Here is an 18,940-nt window from a genome sequence, read left to right on the forward strand (position 1 = left end):
GCTACCCGGCGGCGAACCAGTCGTCGGGGCCCCCGCCGCGCCACTCAATCAGCTCGGTGCTCTCAAAGTTCAAGGCGTCGGGATCCAGGCCGGCCCGGCGCAGGAACTCTGCCAGATCGTGCATCCCGTAGGCCGTGCCCATAATCTCGCCGTCGATACGCACCCGGCGCCCGCCGGACGGGGTCGGCGGGTAGACGACGACGGGCGGATGAATGGCCATGTGACCAGCGTGCTCCGGAGGCCCGCCAGGCGCAGCCCGGCTACATCCCCAAGTCGCTGTCAGGGCGGCAGAACGGGCACGGCTCTATGCCTTCGGCCAGGGCCCGACGCGCCTGCTCTCGAGTGATCGGCTTACCGGCCGCCATCGGGCAGTCGCCGTGGTGGACGCTCACCGGCATGCGGTCGCGTGACCTCGCGAGCTGGATCATCCACTCGGGTGCGGGCGGCGGCTCAGGCACGGGCCGGCGCGTCTGTTCCTGGCGTTCCAGTTCCTGGATGGTCGCCCTCAGTCGACCAAGCTGCCACGCCAGGAATTCTTCCGCGATGCGGAGGCGGTCGAGGCGAGACAAACTATCGGACACACGTTCGAGTGTAGGGCGTCGGCCCGGCCAGCAGTGCCCCCATCCATGCGGGGGCAGCGAGACCCCCGTGGCGGGCGTCAGCGCTGCCGTCAGCGACCCTTTGAGATCTTCCATGCCCGCGACCGGTCGATCCCGATCTCCTTGCCGATCTCAGGGAAGTCCATGCCGCCCTCGTTCATGGTGATGACAGCCTGCTGACGGATCTCTTTGACCAGCCGGTGCAGGTCAGGCCACAAGCGCAGCACCTCGGTCGTTACCTTGGCGCGCTCGGTGGCGTCCGGGATTGCCTCCAGTGCGCGCACGGCCTGGCGCAGCGCCTTGATTTCCGGCCGGACCTCGGCCTCCTCGTCCGTCATTGCTCACCTCCCGCCCGGAGCGTAGGGCTGCACCGCCATGTCGGTGTCGGGTACCCTCCACGGGTGTCGGGTCCCCGACACCAGCTTGTTGGCTGGCGCTGACGCCTGCCAGCACCTGACAAACAGAACGGCCCCCCGACGGTGCCGAGAACACCATCCAAGGGGCCTGACCAGGAGAGGTGTGTTCTCCATGGCTGATCGTCAGCCTACCCATCCGCCCGCCCCGCCAGGCGGCCCGCGTGCCATCGCTGCCCTCGCTGGCCTGGCCGCCACCATCATCGTGATCCTCACCGCGGCCGCCATGTGGCTGTCGTACGAGCACCTCCACGATGTAGCCGCCGCGCACGGCCTCCGTCACTCCGCCGTGCGCGCCTGGGCGTGGCCGGCAACCGTCGACCTCTTCATCGCCGGCGGCGAGCTGCTGATCCTCCGCGCCTGCCTGGCCAAGCGGGTCGACTGGTGGGCGATGAGCCTGACCACGGTCGGCTCTCTCGGATCGATCGCCCTCAACGTCGCCGGGGTCGGCCCGAACGCCCAGCCGCTCGACTACGTCGTGGCCGCCGTCCCGCCGATCGCGAGTCTGCTGGCGTTCGGCGCGCTGATGAACCAGCTCTACCGGCTGATCTCCCGGTACGTCGACCAACCCGTCAGCGCCCCGCGATCGGCCGCCGACGCCCCGGCCGCCGTCCACGTCGACCAGGAGCAGGCCGTCGCCCCGCCGCCCCCGGCCGCTCCGCCGGCGCACCGCCCGGCGGTGCGCGCTACCTTCCGGGCCCCGGAGCTGCTGCCCCCGGACGAGTCGCCGAGGGGCGACGGCGAGACCGCCGCGCCCGAGCGGCCCCGGTTCAACGACCCTCGGCACGAGGCCATCCGGCAGTTGTACGAGAACGGGTATCGGCCTGGCACAAAGGCGATGTGCGATGCGGTGGAGCAGGCGACCGGCGCCCGACCGCCCGAGTCGACGGTGCGCACCATGCGGCAGATCATCGAGGCCGTGGAAAGCCAGCTGGCCAAGCTGCCGCCCGCGCCCCTGCCACTGCGTCGCGCAGGCTGATCGGTCAACTCCGGCGCTGTTCGCCGGCGTCGCTGTCCGGCTCGTCGGCCCTGGTCGCCGTCCGCGTCAGTGCGCCGGGCTGCGAACCAGCCGGACAACTACCGCAACCTGATCAGACAGAGAGAGGATCGCTTCATGGAGCGAATGACCGTGCAGGTGCTGTTGACCATCGGCGATCAGGCCGAGCTCATCACCCCCGAGCGAGACCACACCAACCCGGAGCGCGTACCCGTCGCACGGATCGCGCAGGACACTGGTATCCCGGCTGAGCAGCTGCCCGGCCGGAAGTTGATCGCTGTTGTGGACAACGGAGAATTGGTGAGGTTCGAGTCCGTCTGAGGGGCGTCGGGCCGGCCGGATCACCCGGCCGCTTTCGGCCCGGCCCGACGGGATGGACCGGCTAGCATGGGGCCCGGCTTTCCCTCGTGGAGAGTTCAACTGGGTAGGGTCGGCGCTCTGTCACCCCCGGTCTCCGGGGATCGCGCCGACCCTTCGTTGTTGTCGGGAGCTTCCCCGTGGCTCCTGAGAGAGGCGACCGCCGCCCCCGGCCTGGCTGGCCGGGGGCGGTTGGGTTTACGACCTGTTGTCCTCCGGATCGTCATTCGAGTCGGGGGACGGCTCAAGCTCTTCGTAGAGTTCGAGCAGGGTGCTGAGCCGGGCCAGGGAGGCGGTTGCGCTGTCCACCCGCCAGGGTGTGGCACCGGCTGTGGCCACCAGCGTGGTGATCTCGTAGGCGGTGAGCCATTCGAGGATCACCGCAGTGAGCACCTTCGCGGCCGCTTCGGGGATCGGCTCGTCCGGGACCAGGGTGCGGGCCCGATCGAGGGACTCCAGGACCGTTCGGACAGTGTCACTGTCTGTCGGGTTGAAGTCTGGGACGCTCACTGGAACCGGCAAATCCTCCAATACCGCCTGGATATACAGGAACGAATACAGGACCTGCCTGGCGAGGAAGGTGAACCCTTCCCAGTTCTCGTCATGGTTGTCCGCCATGACTTCCTCTCTCTGTGGAGTTTTCAACTGGCGCCGATTTCAGGGCTGTCACTCCCCGAATCGACGTGCTTAACAATACAACACGGGTGCACTTTGATGCAACGCAAACTCCCAATCGATGGGTGTTGCTAGTTAGTGCAGCAGCGATGTATTCTGATGCATGTAAGGGCGAGGGGCCGCAAACTCCTCGTCCACCGCCACAACTCAAGAGAGGACCAGAATGTCCGACGCACATAAAGGCGAAAGCCTTGCGCTAACCCACCTGACCGCGAGGGTCTACGACCTTCTCACCCGGGTGTGCAGTGGACTGCCAATCCCGCACTGCCTGCCAGGCCACAACCGGCGGGCCACCGGGGAGCGCCTGAGGCCCGACGCGATGGTTGCCGCCGTGCAGCGCCTGACTCAGATCGTCAGCGATATGCCGCTCAGCGAAGACCACCAAGCGGGGGTGTGGGGTGCCAGCCTTCACTGGCTGACAGCGTTCGACCTGCTCGGCGTTCAGCTGACCCGATGGGAGGATGTGCGAGTTCACGCCATCCTGATCGCACTCGCACACGCCGAGGAATCCCTGCGTGCGCTCGCCTCCGAACTGGGGGTAGACATCCAAGACTTCGGAGAGTCGATCGTCTCGGATTAGCAAGAGTGACCAAGTGCCCCCGACGGCCAGTCGGGGGCACTCCCATTTCTGTTGCGATTCACTGCACTTGCGTTGTATCATCATGCTTGTGAGGAGGGGGCCGCAAACCCCCGGCCTCGCCAACCACAACAACTCAAGAGAGGACGGGCTACATGGCCAATGAGTCGGACCCCCAGATTGCGAGCTTGGAAAAGGCCCTCTCAAGCTTCTACGGATTGCTTGTGACGGTCTGCTCGAAGCTACCGCTCCCGATCAATCTGCCTGACATGCCGGTCACTGACATGATCGTCGTGCAGGCCGTGAAGCGGATGACTCGGATCATCGAGGATGAGACGATCAGCCACCGGCTGGCTCACGCGATCTTCACCGGAGCCCTGCACTGGCTGACGGCGGCGCGCCTGCTCGACGTCCTGCGGTCGGACTGGGACCGCACGCCCCCCGAGGACCGGCAGTACCTCCCGGTGACCGAGATCCAGCAGAGCCTCGCGCTGGCTGGGGAGTTCCTGACGCTCGCGGCACAGGAAACGAGGAAGCTCACGTAAGCGATCGCCCCCGGCACCCAGCCGGGGGCCCAGAATGAAGGACCGGCGGGGGCCGGGCCGAAACCCACGGACAGCGAATGTCCGCCGCAAAACCCCCGCCGGTCACCACCACAACCTCAAGAAAGGTCGGGCCACCCATGGTAGCCAACGACGCCACCCCCAGAGGGGAGACGCTGCGCGAGATCGCCGAGCGCTACCACCGCGCGGAGACCACCGTGCGGAACCAGTGGTCACGCCACCCTGAATGGCCCGAACCCCTCCCCCAGAAGCGCGGCCGCTCGTACGTGTACCCGCCGGACCTCGTGGACGAGTGGTACCGGGCGGTGTTCCCCGAACGCCCTGCCATCGAGCTGGAGCCCACCCGTCTGTACACCGCGCAGCAGTTGGAGGACGCCGGCATCGGCCTCCAGGCAGTGTCCATCCGGTCCGCCCTCTCGCGCGGCCACTGGCCCGAGCCGGACGACACCAGCGACGGCGTGAACCGCTGGTACGGCGCCACCATCACGGAGCACCGGCAGCCACGCAACACCAGCAGTAAGAGCGCGGCAGCTCCAGCCGTGATCACCTTCAAGGCTGGCGCCCCCGCTGACGCGCTCCAGCAGGCAGCTGACTGGGCACGCACCAATCCGGCCGCGACCATCGCCGACGTCCGTTGGAGGACCGCGCAGCCGTACGCTATCGACCTGTTCGTCTACCAGCCCTGAACCCTTGACTCTGCCGATCCCGCTCAGTGGACACCGCTGTACGAGCCACTCAGTGGCTCCAACAACGGAACTGCGGCGAGGCGGTCCATGCTGGCCGCTCGACGCGGTCGCAGATTCGAGGGATCGAGCGGTCTCGGCCGCCGCGGTGGCACGGATCGAGCGCGCCGGAGCTGACACGGCAGGCCGAATCATGTCCACAATGCGGGAGGCCAGCTGGTGCTGGAAGGCGACGCCGGCGGCCAGCCGGTGTCGCCTTCCAGAGCAGGTGTCAGGAGTTGGAGGCGGGCGTAAGGGGCATCAACGCACGTCCGATGGGTCTGGAGGGTCCTGCGGCTGATCGCCAGTCGGCGTCTGTGAGTTTCACAGGCTGTGCGCTCCGGAGACGACAGCTATTGTCCAGCGGGGGTTGCCGCTGCTCACCTGAACGGCGAGGGACTGGGATTTGGCGTCCGTGTAGACCCGTCCGATCGTGATGGGGGCGTTGCAGGAGACCGGGGTGGGCCGGTCTTTGGGCTTATTTCCGTAAACGATCGTGACTTTGCCTTTGCCTACGCACTTGGCGTGGATGGTGTAGACGTCCTTTTCCACCTTGAACTGGGGGAGCTTGGCGTCGTCTGTGCCTGAGGTCGGCTGGACCAGGATCCGTGCTTTCGCGGGAAGGTCGAGTCCCGAACCGGGCTTTGTCGCGGTGGGTTTGGGCTCGGCATGGCCAGCGTCCTTGTCGTCCTCACCACCGCATCCGGCAGCCAGTAGGACGATGAACAGGGCGGTTGTAGCGGTGGCGTAACGGCGCATCGGATCCTCCTGGAAGGCTCCCAGTCCTGGTCCGGCTGAAGCCGGACCAGGACTGAGGGTTGGTTTGGGGTGGACTCGCTACTTGAGGATCCAGCCCTCACGGTAGGGGGCCCACACCGTCATGTCCTGCCTCTGGCCATACTCGCAGTTGCTGTACATGTACGCCTTGTACGCGCGCACGTTTTCCTTCATGATCCCGTAGTCACCGTAGACGGTGCTTCTGGCCTTCACCTTGCCGCCGACCTCAATGCCCAGTTCGGACGTCCAGCTCTTGCTAGCGTTGGCGTTGACCTCAGTCTTGATCTTGCCCAAAAACAAGATCTTCGCTTCGCCGCTCACCGTGACAGACGTGCCGATTGTCGTCGTTCCCGACTTCTTCGAAGTGAACTTGAAGTCCGCGGCGTAAGACTTGTCGTTGCGTATGAAGGTCGAGTACTTCACGGCCATCGTGTTCTTCATGTTCCTGGTGATGTGGACGACCGTTCCCGGCTCACAGTACCGACCACTCGGCACCTTGGGCTCATCGAGATCCGGACCATCCGTCTCTCCGGGTATCGCGAGATCCTCCGGCAGCGAAGCAAGCTCACCATCCGGTGCAGCCTCTACGCCGGCACTCGGTGCGTCCGTCACGGAATCGGTCACCACGTCCGCTCCCGGCGCTGTGAGCGCCGGGCCGACCGGGTCCGCCTTCGGGTTGGATTCGTTCGCGAAGGCCGGCCCCACACCCCCCATGACCATCAGTCCAACAGCGGCTGCGATGACGCGAACTCTGCCTGACAAAGTTGCTCCTTCATTGACCCGGCCCCCCCTGTGTGACCGGCGTGATCTGATCAGAACACAGAGTGATCATGGCCGTGAAGGAAAAAACCCGATAATTGAGCAACATCTGAGGAACGATCACAACAGACCTCGCATGCCATGACAAGGCAGGCCCCTCAGCGCCCGGGGAGCTGAAGGCGTGAGCGACGCCTCACGGAATGTCCTCGTTGCAAACGGACCAGACCTGCCACATACTGGGCCCCACGTCCGGTGTGCCCGGACACCAACAAGCCATCAACGACCCCCACTTCGCTGGGGGTCGTTCGCATTTCACGGCAGCGTCAGGGGGTGAGCCATGCCGCGCCCCGTGACTCAGCAAGACCGCGAGCTGGTGCGTCAGCTCCACGCCGACGGTCTGTCGCGCAACGAGATCGCCCGGCGCCTGGAGCGCTCCGGCCGCACCATCACGCTGATCGCCCGTGACCTCGGAGTCTCCTTCGACCGGGCCGCGACCGAGGAGGCGACCCGGGCCCGCATGGCCGATCTGGCGGAGCGCCGGGCGGTTCTGGCCGAGGCGCTCACCGATGACGCGCTGCGCCTGACCGAGCAGATGTGGCAGCCCACCGTCGTGTACTCCTTCGGCGGCCGGGACAACACCTACGCGGAGCAGCCCGTGGACGAGCCGCCGGCGGACGCCAAGCGGGCGCTGATGGCCGCTGCGGGGGCCGCGATCGACCGGTCCCTGCGTCTGGTCCCGCCGCAGCACGACGACGGCACGGGTGAGGTCGGCTCGCTGCTGACGTCGTTGTTCGACCGGCTGCGAGACCGTCATGGGGACGGCTGAGCTGCGGCTGTCGGAGAAGCAGGAACGATCCATCGCGCACAGCACGGCCTGGCTGAACATCTGGGAAGGCTCGATCCGGTCCGGCAAGACGATCGCGAGCCTGCTGCGCTGGCTGATGTACGTCGCGAAGGCCCCGGCCGGCGGCGCCCTGGTCGTCGTCGGCAAGACCTTCGACACCGTGGCTCGCAACGTCTTCGGGCCGCTCCAGGACCCCAGCCTCTTTGGGCCGGCGGCCAAGCTGGTGCAGTACACCCGCGGCGCCGGCCGGGCGACGATCCTGGGCCGCACGGTCGAGGTCATCACCGCGAACGACGCGTCGGCGGAGGCACGGCTGCGCGGCCTCACTGGGGCCGGCGCCTATGTCGATGAGCTGACGCTGCTGCCGCGTGCGTTCTTCCAGCGGCTGGTGGACCGCCAGTCGGTGCCGGGCGCGCTGATCTTCGCGACCACCAACCCCGACAACCCCGGCCACTGGGTGCGCAAGGAGTGGCTGGGGCGGGCGGGGGAGATCGGCGTCCGATCCTGGCACTTCACCTTGGGCGACAACCCCGCGCTGAGCGCGGAGTACGTCGCCCGCATGAAGGCCGCGTTCACGGGCCTGTGGTACCGGCGGTTCATCCTCGGCCAGTGGGTCATGTCCGAGGGCGCGATCTACGAGGCGTTCGACGCGTCCCGGCACGTAGTGGATGAGCTGCCGCGCATCGACCGGTGGCTGTGCGACGCCATCGACTACGGCACCGTCAACCCCTTCGCCGACCTGCTCATCGGCCTCGGCGCCGACGGGCGGCTGTACGTCGTCAGCGAGTACCGGCACGACTCCCGGGCCGCACGCCGCCAGCTCACTGACGCCGAATACTCCACCGCCCGCCGGCAGTGGCTGGCCGGCATTCCCGAGCCGCGCACGGGCGTGGTGGGTGTCGCGCCGGAGTGGACGATCGTGGACCCGTCCGCGAGCAGCTTCATCGAGCAGCTGCACCGCGACGGCGTCAGCGGCGTCACCGCGGCCGACAACACCGTGCTGGACGGCATCCGCACCATCGCCGCGCTGCTCGCCGCCGACCGGCTGCGCATCCACCGGTCCTGTGCCGGGCTCATCGATGAGCTGCCCGGCTACTCCTGGGACGACGAAGCCGCCCAGCGCGGCGAGGACAAGCCGATCAAGGCGGACGATCACAGCCTTGACGCGCTGCGCTACGGCATCCGTACGACCGAGGCCCTGTGGCGGCCCCACGTCCCGATGCTCCTGGAGGTGGCCGCCTGATGTCCCTGCCCGACCGCAACATCCCCTGGCCGCCCCCGCACCTGCGACCCGCGTTGAAGGCCATGGGCGAGTGGGACACCTGGTACGGCGGCGATCCCGACCGGCTCACCGCCCTCTACGGCGGCGGCGCGGCCGGCCCCCAGCCCAAGCCCATCCAGTACGCCCACGGCTGGGCCGGGCGGATCGCACGCTGGTGGTGGGGCACCCCGCCGGCCCCCGGCGAGCGGCGCACCCACATCCACGTACCCCTGGCCGGCGACATCTGCGCCGCCAGTGCGAACCTGCTGTTCTCCGAAGCCCCGCAGTTCCTCGCGGAAGACGACGCGACGCAGAAGCGGCTGGACGCCCTGGCCGATGACGGCATGCACTCCGCGCTGCGCACCGCGGCCGAGGTGGCGGCCGCGCTCGGCGGCGTGTACCTGCGGCCGGTCTACGACAAGACGCTGCGGGACCGGCCATGGCTGGACGCCGTCCACGCCGACCGAGCCGTCCCCGAATTCCGTTGGGGCATCCTCGCGGCGGTCACCTTCTGGCGGACGCTGCACGAGGAGGACGGCATCGTGCTGCGCCACCTGGAGCGGCACGAGCCCGGCGTGGTCTACCACGGCCTCTACCAGGGCACGGACGACCGGCTCGGTCACGCCGTGCCCCTCCAGGAGCACCCCGGGACCGCGCACCTGGCCGAGCGCGTCAACGACGAGGGCGCAGCCCCGACCGGCTACCCGCGGCTGGACGTGGTGTACATCCCGAACGCCAATGCCCGGAAATGGCGCGGCGTCCCGCGGCTGGCCGCCCTCGGCCGGTCGGATCTGGAGGGCGTGGAGCCGCTGCTGGACACGCTGGATGAGGTCTACGCGTCCTGGATGCGCGACATCCGCCTGGCAAAGGGACGGTTGGTCGTGCCCAACAGCATGCTGGCCAGCGCCGGCCCCGGTCGCGGCGGCACGTGGAACCCGGACCAGGAGATCTACTCCGGCCTGGACATGCTGCCCCGTGCCGGCGACAGCGGCAGTCAGCTCACCATCGTGCAGTTCGCCATCCGGGTCCGCGAGCACGAGGACTCGGTGAACCACTGGATCGACACCATCCTGCGCTCGGCCGGGTATTCCCCGCAGACCTTCGGGCGAGGCGGCGACGTGGCGGTCACGGCCACGGAGGTGAACGCGCGGGAACGCCGGTCGATGACCACCCGGGGTAGCAAGGTCTTGGAGTGGCGGCCCGGCTTGGCTCAGGCGGTGGAGGCGCTGCTGGCCGTGGACCGTGAGGCGTTCGGCAACGGCGTCACGGTGCAGCGGCCCACGGTCGGGTTCGGCGACTCCGTGCAGGAGGACGCGCTGACCATCGCGCAGACCTTGGAGACGCTCCAGCGCGCGCAGGCGATGAGCACGCAGGTGATGGTCGAGACCCTGCACCCCGACTGGGACGCAGCCCGCGTGCAGTCCGAGACCGACAGGATCCTGGCGGAGACCGGCCGGGCGGTCGCGGATCCGCTCATGACGGGGGCAGAGGGGGCCGCACATGCCCGTGTCGCCGGAGATGGCGGAGGACCTCGCCCGTTCGGTCCGTGAGCTGTACGAGGCCGCCGAACTCACCCTGGTGGAGCGCCTCGCCGCTGCCCTGGCGGCCGGCCTGGAGTCCCCGGCGTGGGCGGAGCTGAAGCTCGCCGCCGTCGGCGACCTGCGGCGCGCTGTGGAGGACGTCTCGACCGCTCTGGAGCAGGATGCGGACGGCACGGTCCGCCAGGCCCTGGCCGAGGCATACGGGCGCGGGCAGCAGGCCGCGGTCACCGAACTGGGCGCCCTGCCCACGGGACATGAGCGGTTCGTGCTGCGGCACACGCCGGGCGCAGCCGCCGTGGACCGCCTGGCCGCCTCCTACGCACGCGACGCCCGGCCGCTGTACGCGCGGATCACCCGCGCCGTCATGGACACCTTCCGGTCGGTCGTGGCCCGGGTGACCGGCGGGGTGCTGCTGGGCACCGAAACCCGGCGCCAGGCGTCCCAACGCGCGCTGAACGACTTCGCCCGGCGCGGGATCACCGGGTTCGTGGACAAGGCCGGCCGGTCCTGGAATCTCGCCTCATACGCGGAGATGGCCGTGCGGTCCGTGACCGCACGCGCGGCGATCGAGGGCCACACGGACGTGCTCGCCGGTCTGGGCGTCGGCCTGGTCGTCGTCTCGGACGCGCCGTTGGAGTGCCCGCTGTGCGCCCCGTGGGAGGGCGAAGTGCTCGCGCTGAACGGCGAGCCAGGCCCGCGCACGGTCAGCGTGGAGCACGCCACCGAGGACGGCCGGATGGTGCGTGTCCACGTCGTCGGCACCCTGCTGGAAGCCCGCGCGCAGGGCTTGTTCCACCCGAACTGCCGGCACAGCCTGTCAGCCTTCCTGCCCGGCATCACCACACGCCCGGTGGCGCCGCCACATCCCCGCGGCGCCACCTACGAAGATACCCAGCACCAGCGGTACCTGGAACGCCAGGTACGCCGCTGGAAGCGTGTCGCTGCCGCCGCGATGGACGATGACGCGCGGCGGCAGGCGAACCGGCGCGTGCGGGAGTACCAAGCCCGAATCCGCGAGCTGACCGAGGTCAGGGGTCTGCGCCGCAAGCGGGAGCGCGAACAGCTCTCCTCAGTGCCTTCCCTGGGCTGACTGGATGGCACTACGCGACGTCGGGGGGGGGGGGGGGCAGGACCTCGGCATCCGGGCCAGCCCGCCACGGCGGGCCCTTTCCCATTCCCTCCGGCGCGCCAGGAGCGGGCCGGAACTCTTAGCGCCCCACCGGGGCCGAGCACACCGCGGTCGGCCAGGAGCCGGCCCCGACGCGCCCCAGGAGGGCTCGACATGCGTACGCACCACCTCGCTCGTCGCCGGTATTGCGCCGGCTGGGCACATCCTTACGCCACCGGCCCGCTCTCCCCGTACTGGTACGCCGACGGTGGGGACGGCGACGGCTCGCAGGCTGGGGGCGACGGGAGCGGGACCGACCCCGGCGAGGGCGCCGATGCCCCCGGCAGCGGGGGCAGGGACGACCAGGCCGACGCCACCGGTAGCCACTCCGACTCCACGACGGAGAAGTCCGTGCACGCCAGGGTGCCCAAGTCCATGGGGGAGGATCCGGCCGCGCAGGTCGCCCGGCTCACCAAGGAGCTGGAGGCCGCCCGGAAGGAAGCGGGCAAGGCGCGCACGGACGCCAAGCGGCAGGCGGCGGAGGAGGCGAAGGCCAGCCTCGTACAGGAGCTGGGCCGCGCCCTGGGCCTGGTCCAGGACGAGAAGGACACCCCGCCGGACCCGGCGAAGCTCACCGCCGAGATCGAGCGGACCACCGCCGCGCACCGGGAGACCGCGGTGGAGCTGGCCGTGTACAAGGGCGCGGCCAGGCACGGCGCCGATCCCGCCGCGCTCACCGACTCCCGCGCGTTCCTGGCCAAGCTGCACGGCCTGGATCCGACGGCGGACGGTTTCGCGAAGAAGGTGTCCGACGCGATCAAGCAGGCCGTGGCCGACAACCCCAAGCTGGCCGCTGCCGGCCCGCCGCCCGCGTCCGCCTCGGGCGAGATGACCGGCGGGGCCGGCGAGCCCGACAGCCCCGCGACCGGCAACGACATCGACCAGATCCGAGCCGCGCGCCGGAAGCGCCGCGCCGGATAGGAGAGGTACCACCATGGCCAACACGTTCCTGACCGCGCAGGTGATCGCCCAGCAGGCGCTGGCGAACCTGTACGAGACCACCGTCATGGCGCCGCTGGTGCACCGTGACTACGAGCCGGAATTCGGCCGCAAGCAGGGTGACGCGATCAACATCCGCAAGCCCGCGGTGTTCACTGCCCAGGAGTACAACCGGGCCGCCGGGATCACGGTGCAGAACGCCACCGAGTCCGGCATCCCGATGACCTTGAACCACTTCGCCGACGTCTCGTTCGCGGTCACCTCCGAGGAGATGACGCTGAAGATCGAGGACTTCGACGAGCAGCTGCTGACCCCGGCGATGGAGGCGATCGCGCAGAAGATCGACCGCGACATCCTCTCCCTTCGCGACGACGTGGTGCAGGAAGTCGGCGCGGTGGCGCTGAACGCTGCGGGTGAGGACTACAACGGCTACAACGGCAACTACCCCTACTCCGACTCGCGGGTGCTGATTCAGGCCGGCGCGGTGCTGGACAAGGTCAAGGTCCCCACGCTGGACCGGCGCGTTGTGGTGGGGCCGACGACGAAGGCGTTCTGGACGGCCGAGAAGACCTGGCGGCAGGCTGACCGGCGCGGCTCCACCGAGGGGCTGCTGGAGGCGTCGCTGGGGTCCCGCACCTCCGGCTTCGACCCGTACATGACGCAGAACGTCGGTCAGCCCGCGTCGAACCCGCCCTCTGGTCAGCCGATGACCGAGGTGAACGTGGCTTTCCACAAGACCGCGTTCGCGCTCGCGTTCCGGCCGCTGGAGCTGCCGCCCGGCGCGAAGGACGCGGCGATCGAAACCTACAAGGGGTTCGGTCTGCGGGTGGTCTACGACTACGACATGAACAAGAAGCAGATGGTTGTCTCCGTCGACTGCCTGTACGGCACGAAGACCCTGGACGCCAACCGCGCCGTCCTGATCAAGGGCCCGGACGCGGCCTGACCCCTGCGCCCGCCCGCGTGCGGGTGGGCTCAAGCCTGGAGAGGACAGGACGGATGACCATCCGCTACTACAACCGGCACACCGGCGACACCGCCGTCTTCGAGCGGCCGAACGCCCGGCTCGACGCCCTCACCAACTGGGTGCGCGTGCGCGACGGCGAGCCGCTGCCCGAGCTGGTCGCCGACGGCGTACTCAACCGGCCCCAGCGCAGGCAGCTGGCCACCACCGAACCCACCGCGTCCGGGTCGGCCCCCGGCCCGCGGGCCAGCGACGCCCTGCCGCTTTCGCCGCCGCTGGAGGGCCCGCAGCCGCCGGGACGATCCGCGCCCAAGGCCGAGTGGGCGGAGTACGCCCGCACGGTGGCTGAGGGCGCGGAGGAGCTGGACGCCATCGACAGCATGACCCGCGACCAGCTCATCGACGCCTACGGAGCCATCTGATGGGCCTGCACAGCACCTTGTCGGTGTCGGCGTCGGCCGAACTGACAGCCACCCTGGACCTGGCGACCGGGACGGTGCCGCTGGCGCTGCGGCGGGCCGTGACGCTCGCTGACGGAACCGGCGCGGGCCGGGCCGACCGCCTCTTCCACGACCGGCGCACCCTCGCCGCCGGGGCGTCCGAAGACCTCGACCTGGCCGGCGCCCTCCTCGATCCCTTCGGGCAGCCGATCACCTTCGCCCGCATCAAGGGCCTGATCGTCATGGCGGCCGCCGGGAACACCAACAACGTCATCGTCGGCGGCGCGGCCGCAAACGGCTTCATCTCCTGGGCCGGCGGAGCCACGCACACGACGACCGTCCGGCCTGGCGGCACGCTCGCGGTCATCGCGGGCGAGGCGGACGCCACCGCGTACTCAGTGACACCCGGCACCGCCGACCAGCTCCGCGTTGCCAACGGTGGCGCTGGAAGCGCGGTGACGTACGACATCGTCCTCATCGGCGCATCCGCTTAGGAGGTGGCCGGTGGCGCACATCTACGCCACCCCCACGGACTACCAGAACTACGCTGGGCAGCCCCCGCCGACGGACGCTGGCGTCCTGCTGGCGAAGGCATCACGGATGCTGGATGCCCAACTTCTGCGGCTGTGCTGGTATGAGGTGGATGACGACGGGATGCCCACCCACCCCTCGGTGCGCGCGGCCGTCCGAGACGCGGCGTGCGCGCAGGTCGAATGGTGGGCGGAGCTGGGCGATTCCCTTGGCGCGGCCGGTGCCGGGTGGGGCTCGGTCAGCATCGGATCGGTACAGCTGTCCCGGTCGGTGACGGGCGTCAGCGGCGAGGACTCCCCGGCCCGGCAGATCGCCCCGCAGGTGTGGGACACGCTCCGCTCGCCGGACCTCACCCCCGACATCTTCCGGCTCGGGGACGTGACGACCTGGTGAGCGGCGTCCCCGGGTGGCTGCTGCGGCACCGCATCACCGTTGAGGCGCTGACGGGACAGGGGCCCTACGGGCCGGTGCACGCCGCGCCCGTCAGCGTCCGATGCTTCCTGGACCAGGCCACGCGCATGGTCCGCTCCCCGTCCGGCGACGACGTCACATCTACCAGCACCGCCTACTGCCCGCTGTCCACGGCGGCGCCAGCCGGGTCCCTCGTGACGCTGCCCGACGGGCGCCGGACGACCGTCATCGCCGCGCTACGCCGCGACGGCGGCAGCATGCCTACCCCTGATCATCTGGAGATGCAGCTGGAATGAGCCAGTACACCCGCCTGACCTACAACGGCCGTCGCCTGTGGACCAGCGGCGGCCGTCGCCGTGCCGCCCGCGGCGTGCACCTGGCTGCCGAGCACGTGCTGGCCGAGTCGAAGAAGGAAGTGCCGCTGGACGAGGGCACGCTGGAGCGCTCGGGGAAGGCGACGGTCGATGACGGGACGCTGACGGCCGCCGTCAGCTACGACACTGTCTATGCCCGCCGCCAGCACGAAGAGATCACGTGGCAGCACGCGCCGGGCCGGAAGGCGAAGTACCTGGAAGACCCGATGAACCGCGAGCGGCAGCGGGTCGCGCAGATCATCGCCGCCGAGCTCCGCCGGTGGCTGCGATGAACTACACCGTCGCCCTGGTCGACGGGCTCGCCGCGCTCATCGCCGACGCCGGCATCGCCAGCTACCGGCCCGACGGCATCTACGCCGCCACCGACACCGGCATCACGATCGCGGTCGTGCCGGACAGCCCGGACCGGATCATCACCCTCACCCCGTACCCGGTCGAAGACACCCACCTGACGGATGCCATCACGGGCGTGCAGGCGCGCATCCGCGCCGGCCGGGACCCGCGTGAGGTCGAGCAGCTGGCCGGCGCCGTGTTCGACCTCCTTCACGGGCGCGAGCACTTCACGGCCGGAGGCGTACACGTAGCCCTGTGCTGGCGGCAGTCCCAGGCCCTGCTCGGGCAGGACGCCCACGGCCGTATGGAGCTGTCCGCCAACTACTACCTGCGCACCAGCCGGAGCGCAGCCAACGCGTACGAGTAGAAGGGAGCCGCTTCATGTCGACACCGACCCCGACCCCGGTCACCGCGCTGGCGCGCCGGTGGCGCTTGGAGGTCAACATGGGCACCCCGGAGGCGCCCGACTGGAAGCTGTGCCCGGCGATCACCGAGTTCCAGCCGGAGTACGAGCCGAACCACGAGGACTCCAGCGTCTACGAAGACGACGGCTGGGCGGGCAACACCAAGACCGGGCAGGCGTGGAAGCTCACCGTGAAGTTCAACCGGAAGATCTCCGCGGACTCCACCACCTACCACCCGGTGCACGAGAAGCTGCGCGCCACCGCCTTCGCATGGGGCGCCGACTCCGAGGTGTCGGTGCGGTGGATGGACCGCAACGGGCTGCCGGAGGCGTACCAGGGCAGCGCTCTGGTCACCTGGGCGCCCGAGGGCGGCGAAGCCACCGCCCTGGACGCCGTGGAGGTCACGCTGACCGGTAACGGCCCGCTGCTCCAGATCCCGAACCCCCTGGCGGCGTGATGGCGCTGCGATTCGAGGCCCTGGATGAGCTGCTGGATGACGCGCTGGAACTGCCCATCCAGGGGAAGACGTACCGCGTCCCGAGCCCGACCGCTGAGGACGGGCTGAAAGTGCAGCGCATCGTCACCCTGGCCACCCGCATGATGGCCGGCGGTGAGGCGGTCGACACGACTCTGCTGGACGACGAAGAGGAGCAGGACCTGCTCCGGCTGTGCCTCGGACCGGTCTTCGAGCAGCTGCTCGCCGATGGCGTGAAGTGGACGAGGCTGCGCCACGCCGGGCTGACGGCGATGTTCTGGATCGTCTCCGGCTCTGAGGCCGCCGAACGGTACTGGAAGGCGGCCGGGGACCCTTCTCAGCTGGCCCCGAACCGGGCAGCACGCCGAGCCAAGAAGAATGGATCGGCTGCGGCGAAGTCGACCCGGAAACGGGGCTCTACGAGTGGTACGAACGCCCCCAAGGATGGCGAGAGCGCCCCCAAGGCCGCGAGGACCTGACCTGGGCGGCCCTGCTGGAGCAGTGGCCGCTCATCGAGTGCGACATGCACGAAATCTACGGAGTCGACCTCGGCGTCCCTGGCGCCCTCCGGAATCGCTCCTGGCGATGGCTCCGACTGCGTATCCTCGGCCTGCTGTCGGCTGAATGCCGTACCGCCCGGTGGTTCGAGCCCTCCAGCCCCGGTGTGACGTCTCGTTAGGCAGCCATCCAGTGAGGGTGCCTCCGTGAGCGTGTACGGTGCACGTGGTGTTGGAGCGTCATGCGGGGAGGGGACGTTGGATCTTCAGCATCAGGCCGGGAACTTCGTCAACGCCTCGTGGTCCCTGGTGGGCCTGCGGGACTTGATCTACGACATGATCGGCTTGCTCTTTGCCGAGCTCGACGCGAACGGTGGCATGGCAGGCGATGACGATGCCGGCCGTGCGTTCGCCGCGGTGTACACACCAGCGGTGAAGTCCGTCTTCGAGCATGCCGGCTACGCACACCAGGTCATGGCCACTGGGGCCGGCACGCTGGTGGTGGTCGCCGAGGATTTTCTTGAGCAAGAGAGCAAGATCGCCGCCTCTCTGCTCAGCCAGAGTCCAGGGCCTGCCGATTTCAGCGAGCGGCCGTCCGGACCAGACTGCAACCCGCGTGCCAGTCACAGGGCTGAAGACCTGCCCGATGTTGTGGGCGAGACGAGCTTCGCCGACCAATACCTGTGGAACCAGCGGTTTCGTGGTGAGCGCAGCAAACTCCGTCGCGTGGCGAAAAGCTGGCGTGACGCGGCGAAGATCCTCGAGGACGCCTATTGGGACTCCGACACCGCCTGGAGGACAGCCACTCTCGATCAGGCTGGTGAAACGGCGGACGCTGCCCAGAGCTTCTTCAAGACCTTCGTCGGTAAGAATCCGCCGCCGGTCCTCGTGGGCGAGGACGAGACCCTTATGGCCAACCTGCCCACGGCCTGCAAGATGATCGCCAACGCGTGTGACGCCTATGCGGACCACGTCGATACGGCCCTGAAGCGGATCCCCGGAGAGTCCGACCCGCTCTTGGGCGAGCACCTGCTGCCCTGGGAGGAGCCCCAGCTCGGCGGTGAGGGACACGATGGAGGTCTCCATGAGCTGATCAGCAGCGACGTCCGTATCGCAGCGCTCGGCAACATTCCGCATGCGTTGGACAGCTCCAAAGGGCGTGTCCCGATGCCGCAGCCCGATGGCGGCGGCTTCCATCTGGAGCTGCCGGCTCCCTTGGCCCCGCTGGTCCGTGTGCCCGTCCTCGTCCCGGCGGTCTATCGACCGCCGAACGGCCCACGCGTGCAGCCAATCCCGCCGCCCGCACCCCCCGAGCCCCGCTTTCCACAACTCACCATCAGCCAGCAGCAGAAGTTCCGCACCTGGCTGAGCTCCCTGCGGGCCGGTGATGTCTCTGGCGGCCGTCCCGCCGAGATCGCCTACCAGAAACGCGTGGCCGGATACCCCGAATACGAAGTACCCATCCCTCCTGGGATTAGCAAGAGCAACACACTGATGGTCGACGGCTTCCGCGAGAGCGATGGCATGGCCATCGAGGCAAAGTATGTCAACAACCCCAAAAGGACGTGCTACCGCTCCCTCGATGAACTCCGCAAGAACCACGAGACTCGCAAGAAGGCGTTCCTTTACGATCCGGATCGCAAGGAACTCACGAAGTATGCCGCGGCTCTGAAAGACCCTCGGAATACCGAGATGCGAGGGGTCGAGACGGTAACGAACAACCCGGAATCCGTCGCCTACTGGCGTGTGATGATGGCCGCCTACGGCGTCAAAGGCTACGCCCGCTACGTCCCCTGACCACCGCCAACAGCAACCTCCTGGAGCCACCGCGTGGACGCCTCCGAGCTGGCCGAACTCCGCACCATGTACGTCTTCACACCCGCTGAAGGCGAAACCTGGGGTCTTACCTACCAGCACCTGGAAGCCAGGCTGCGCGAACGGGACCCGGACGAATTCGTTCGCGTCCAAGGCAACCCGGGTGGTCCCATCCGAGGGACTGACATGTCCTTCGGTATCACCCTCGGTGACGAGGAACTCGATGGCACAGCGAAGCTGTCTCCCGAGGGGGTGGCCATCATGGACTGCCCTGCGCACGCCGCTGCGGACTTCGTGAACTGGCTCAGAGAGGAGATCGTCCCGGACGGCATGGCCGTGACGTTCAACACCGCGTGGGGTCTGGAGGAGGACCTGCCTGACGCGCCCGTACCCGATGTCCCGCGTCCACGCCTCATCGCCGCCTTCCTGGCGCACCTGGAGCAGACACTCTGACCGCCCCAGGCCACTGATCACCAACCTGCGCTCGGAGTAACCAAAGGACAC

General features: G+C 68.8%; 27 protein-coding genes. 21 read left to right on the forward strand and 6 right to left on the reverse strand.

Annotated features, from left to right (window positions below):
- Position 1: 1 nt before the first annotated feature.
- The 3 genes from AC4BDD_RS24865 to AC4BDD_RS24875 all read right to left on the reverse strand — a co-directional run bounded on the left by AC4BDD_RS24865 (position 2) and on the right by AC4BDD_RS24875 (position 937).
- Positions 2–220: a hypothetical protein gene (locus AC4BDD_RS24865; protein ID WP_490687676.1), complete on the reverse strand. Its 219-nt coding sequence runs from the start codon at positions 218–220 to the stop codon at positions 2–4.
- Between the two features lie 40 nt (positions 221–260).
- Positions 261–581, reverse strand: coding sequence for a DUF6233 domain-containing protein (locus AC4BDD_RS24870; protein ID WP_490687677.1), 321 nt, complete (start codon positions 579–581; stop codon positions 261–263).
- Between the two features lie 89 nt (positions 582–670).
- Complete coding sequence (locus AC4BDD_RS24875) at positions 671–937, reverse strand: hypothetical protein (protein ID WP_490687678.1); 267 nt, start codon at positions 935–937, stop codon at positions 671–673.
- Positions 938–1,127: 190 nt separating this feature from the next.
- Here AC4BDD_RS24875 and AC4BDD_RS24880 point away from each other — a divergent pair, with 190 nt between their 5' ends.
- Complete coding sequence (locus tag AC4BDD_RS24880) at positions 1,128–1,991, forward strand: DUF2637 domain-containing protein (protein ID WP_490687679.1); 864 nt, start codon at positions 1,128–1,130, stop codon at positions 1,989–1,991.
- Between the two features lie 135 nt (positions 1,992–2,126).
- Positions 2,127–2,330: a hypothetical protein gene (locus tag AC4BDD_RS24885; RefSeq protein WP_490687680.1), complete on the forward strand. Its 204-nt coding sequence runs from the start codon at positions 2,127–2,129 to the stop codon at positions 2,328–2,330.
- Between the two features lie 234 nt (positions 2,331–2,564).
- On the opposite strand, the gene AC4BDD_RS24890 is transcribed toward AC4BDD_RS24885, so the two are convergent.
- Complete coding sequence (locus tag AC4BDD_RS24890; RefSeq protein WP_490687681.1) at positions 2,565–2,984, reverse strand: hypothetical protein; 420 nt, start codon at positions 2,982–2,984, stop codon at positions 2,565–2,567.
- Positions 2,985–3,204: 220 nt separating this feature from the next.
- Between AC4BDD_RS24890 and AC4BDD_RS24895 the strand changes: the two genes are divergently transcribed.
- The 3 genes from AC4BDD_RS24895 to AC4BDD_RS24905 all read left to right on the forward strand — a co-directional run bounded on the left by AC4BDD_RS24895 (position 3,205) and on the right by AC4BDD_RS24905 (position 4,867).
- The gene (locus tag AC4BDD_RS24895; RefSeq protein WP_490687682.1) at positions 3,205–3,621 is read left to right on the forward strand and encodes a hypothetical protein; all 417 of its coding nucleotides are present in this window, start codon (positions 3,205–3,207) and stop codon (positions 3,619–3,621) included.
- A gap of 152 nt (positions 3,622–3,773) precedes the next feature.
- Positions 3,774–4,163 (forward strand): hypothetical protein, encoded by a 390-nt coding sequence (locus AC4BDD_RS24900; protein ID WP_490687683.1) that lies wholly within the window; start codon positions 3,774–3,776, stop codon positions 4,161–4,163.
- A 137-nt stretch (positions 4,164–4,300) separates the two neighbouring features.
- Positions 4,301–4,867, forward strand: a complete 567-nt coding sequence (locus AC4BDD_RS24905) for a hypothetical protein (protein WP_490687684.1) — start codon at positions 4,301–4,303, stop codon at positions 4,865–4,867.
- Between the two features lie 360 nt (positions 4,868–5,227).
- Here AC4BDD_RS24905 and AC4BDD_RS24910 read toward each other — a convergent pair whose 3' ends face one another.
- Positions 5,228–5,662, reverse strand: coding sequence for a hypothetical protein (locus AC4BDD_RS24910; protein ID WP_490687685.1), 435 nt, complete (start codon positions 5,660–5,662; stop codon positions 5,228–5,230).
- 78 nt (positions 5,663–5,740) lie between these two features.
- The gene (locus tag AC4BDD_RS24915) at positions 5,741–6,442 is read right to left on the reverse strand and encodes a hypothetical protein (RefSeq protein WP_490687686.1); all 702 of its coding nucleotides are present in this window, start codon (positions 6,440–6,442) and stop codon (positions 5,741–5,743) included.
- A gap of 346 nt (positions 6,443–6,788) precedes the next feature.
- Here AC4BDD_RS24915 and AC4BDD_RS24920 point away from each other — a divergent pair, with 346 nt between their 5' ends.
- From AC4BDD_RS24920 to AC4BDD_RS24995, 16 genes are all read left to right on the forward strand, one after another.
- Positions 6,789–7,265 carry a helix-turn-helix domain-containing protein gene (locus AC4BDD_RS24920; RefSeq protein ID WP_490687687.1) on the forward strand — a complete coding sequence of 159 codons (477 nt, stop codon included), beginning with the start codon at positions 6,789–6,791 and terminating at the stop codon, positions 7,263–7,265.
- Complete coding sequence (locus AC4BDD_RS24925; RefSeq protein ID WP_490687688.1) at positions 7,252–8,526, forward strand: PBSX family phage terminase large subunit; 1,275 nt, start codon at positions 7,252–7,254, stop codon at positions 8,524–8,526. The genes AC4BDD_RS24920 and AC4BDD_RS24925 overlap by 14 nt, the downstream gene beginning before the upstream one ends.
- Positions 8,526–10,094 (forward strand): phage portal protein, encoded by a 1,569-nt coding sequence (locus AC4BDD_RS24930; RefSeq protein ID WP_490687689.1) that lies wholly within the window; start codon positions 8,526–8,528, stop codon positions 10,092–10,094. Before AC4BDD_RS24925 ends, AC4BDD_RS24930 begins: the two co-directional genes overlap by 1 nt.
- A complete protein-coding gene (locus tag AC4BDD_RS24935) occupies positions 10,045–11,175 on the forward strand; it encodes a phage minor capsid protein (protein ID WP_490687690.1) in 1,131 nt (376 codons plus the stop codon). The genes AC4BDD_RS24930 and AC4BDD_RS24935 overlap by 50 nt, the downstream gene beginning before the upstream one ends.
- Positions 11,176–11,367: 192 nt before the next feature.
- Positions 11,368–12,174, forward strand: coding sequence for a hypothetical protein (locus tag AC4BDD_RS24940; protein WP_490687691.1), 807 nt, complete (start codon positions 11,368–11,370; stop codon positions 12,172–12,174).
- A 13-nt stretch (positions 12,175–12,187) separates the two neighbouring features.
- The gene (locus AC4BDD_RS24945; RefSeq protein ID WP_490687692.1) at positions 12,188–13,138 is read left to right on the forward strand and encodes a major capsid protein; all 951 of its coding nucleotides are present in this window, start codon (positions 12,188–12,190) and stop codon (positions 13,136–13,138) included.
- A gap of 53 nt (positions 13,139–13,191) precedes the next feature.
- Entirely contained in the window at positions 13,192–13,578 is a 387-nt protein-coding gene (locus tag AC4BDD_RS24950; RefSeq protein ID WP_490687693.1) for a hypothetical protein, read from the forward strand.
- On the forward strand, positions 13,578–14,090 hold the full coding sequence (locus tag AC4BDD_RS24955) for a hypothetical protein (protein ID WP_490687694.1): 513 nt from the start codon (positions 13,578–13,580) through the stop codon (positions 14,088–14,090). Before AC4BDD_RS24950 ends, AC4BDD_RS24955 begins: the two co-directional genes overlap by 1 nt.
- A 10-nt stretch (positions 14,091–14,100) precedes the next feature.
- On the forward strand, positions 14,101–14,520 hold the full coding sequence (locus AC4BDD_RS24960) for a head-tail connector protein (protein ID WP_490687695.1): 420 nt from the start codon (positions 14,101–14,103) through the stop codon (positions 14,518–14,520).
- Positions 14,517–14,834, forward strand: coding sequence for a hypothetical protein (locus AC4BDD_RS24965; RefSeq protein ID WP_490687696.1), 318 nt, complete (start codon positions 14,517–14,519; stop codon positions 14,832–14,834). The genes AC4BDD_RS24960 and AC4BDD_RS24965 overlap by 4 nt, the downstream gene beginning before the upstream one ends.
- Positions 14,831–15,184 carry a hypothetical protein gene (locus tag AC4BDD_RS24970; RefSeq protein WP_490687697.1) on the forward strand — a complete coding sequence of 118 codons (354 nt, stop codon included), beginning with the start codon at positions 14,831–14,833 and terminating at the stop codon, positions 15,182–15,184. Before AC4BDD_RS24965 ends, AC4BDD_RS24970 begins: the two co-directional genes overlap by 4 nt.
- Positions 15,181–15,612, forward strand: a complete 432-nt coding sequence (locus AC4BDD_RS24975) for a minor capsid protein (RefSeq protein WP_490687698.1) — start codon at positions 15,181–15,183, stop codon at positions 15,610–15,612. The genes AC4BDD_RS24970 and AC4BDD_RS24975 overlap by 4 nt, the downstream gene beginning before the upstream one ends.
- Before the next feature lie 14 nt (positions 15,613–15,626).
- On the forward strand, positions 15,627–16,106 hold the full coding sequence (locus AC4BDD_RS24980) for a phage tail tube protein (RefSeq protein ID WP_490687699.1): 480 nt from the start codon (positions 15,627–15,629) through the stop codon (positions 16,104–16,106).
- Positions 16,106–16,603, forward strand: coding sequence for a DUF7426 family protein (locus AC4BDD_RS24985; protein WP_490687700.1), 498 nt, complete (start codon positions 16,106–16,108; stop codon positions 16,601–16,603). Before AC4BDD_RS24980 ends, AC4BDD_RS24985 begins: the two co-directional genes overlap by 1 nt.
- 276 nt (positions 16,604–16,879) lie before the next feature.
- Entirely contained in the window at positions 16,880–18,418 is a 1,539-nt protein-coding gene (locus AC4BDD_RS24990; RefSeq protein ID WP_490687701.1) for a restriction endonuclease fold toxin-2 domain-containing protein, read from the forward strand.
- Positions 18,419–18,451: 33 nt separating this feature from the next.
- The gene (locus AC4BDD_RS24995) at positions 18,452–18,889 is read left to right on the forward strand and encodes a hypothetical protein (RefSeq protein ID WP_490687702.1); all 438 of its coding nucleotides are present in this window, start codon (positions 18,452–18,454) and stop codon (positions 18,887–18,889) included.
- Positions 18,890–18,940: the final 51 nt, after the last annotated feature.

It is taken from the genome of Streptomyces sp. JLBT605, from assembly GCF_058215555.1.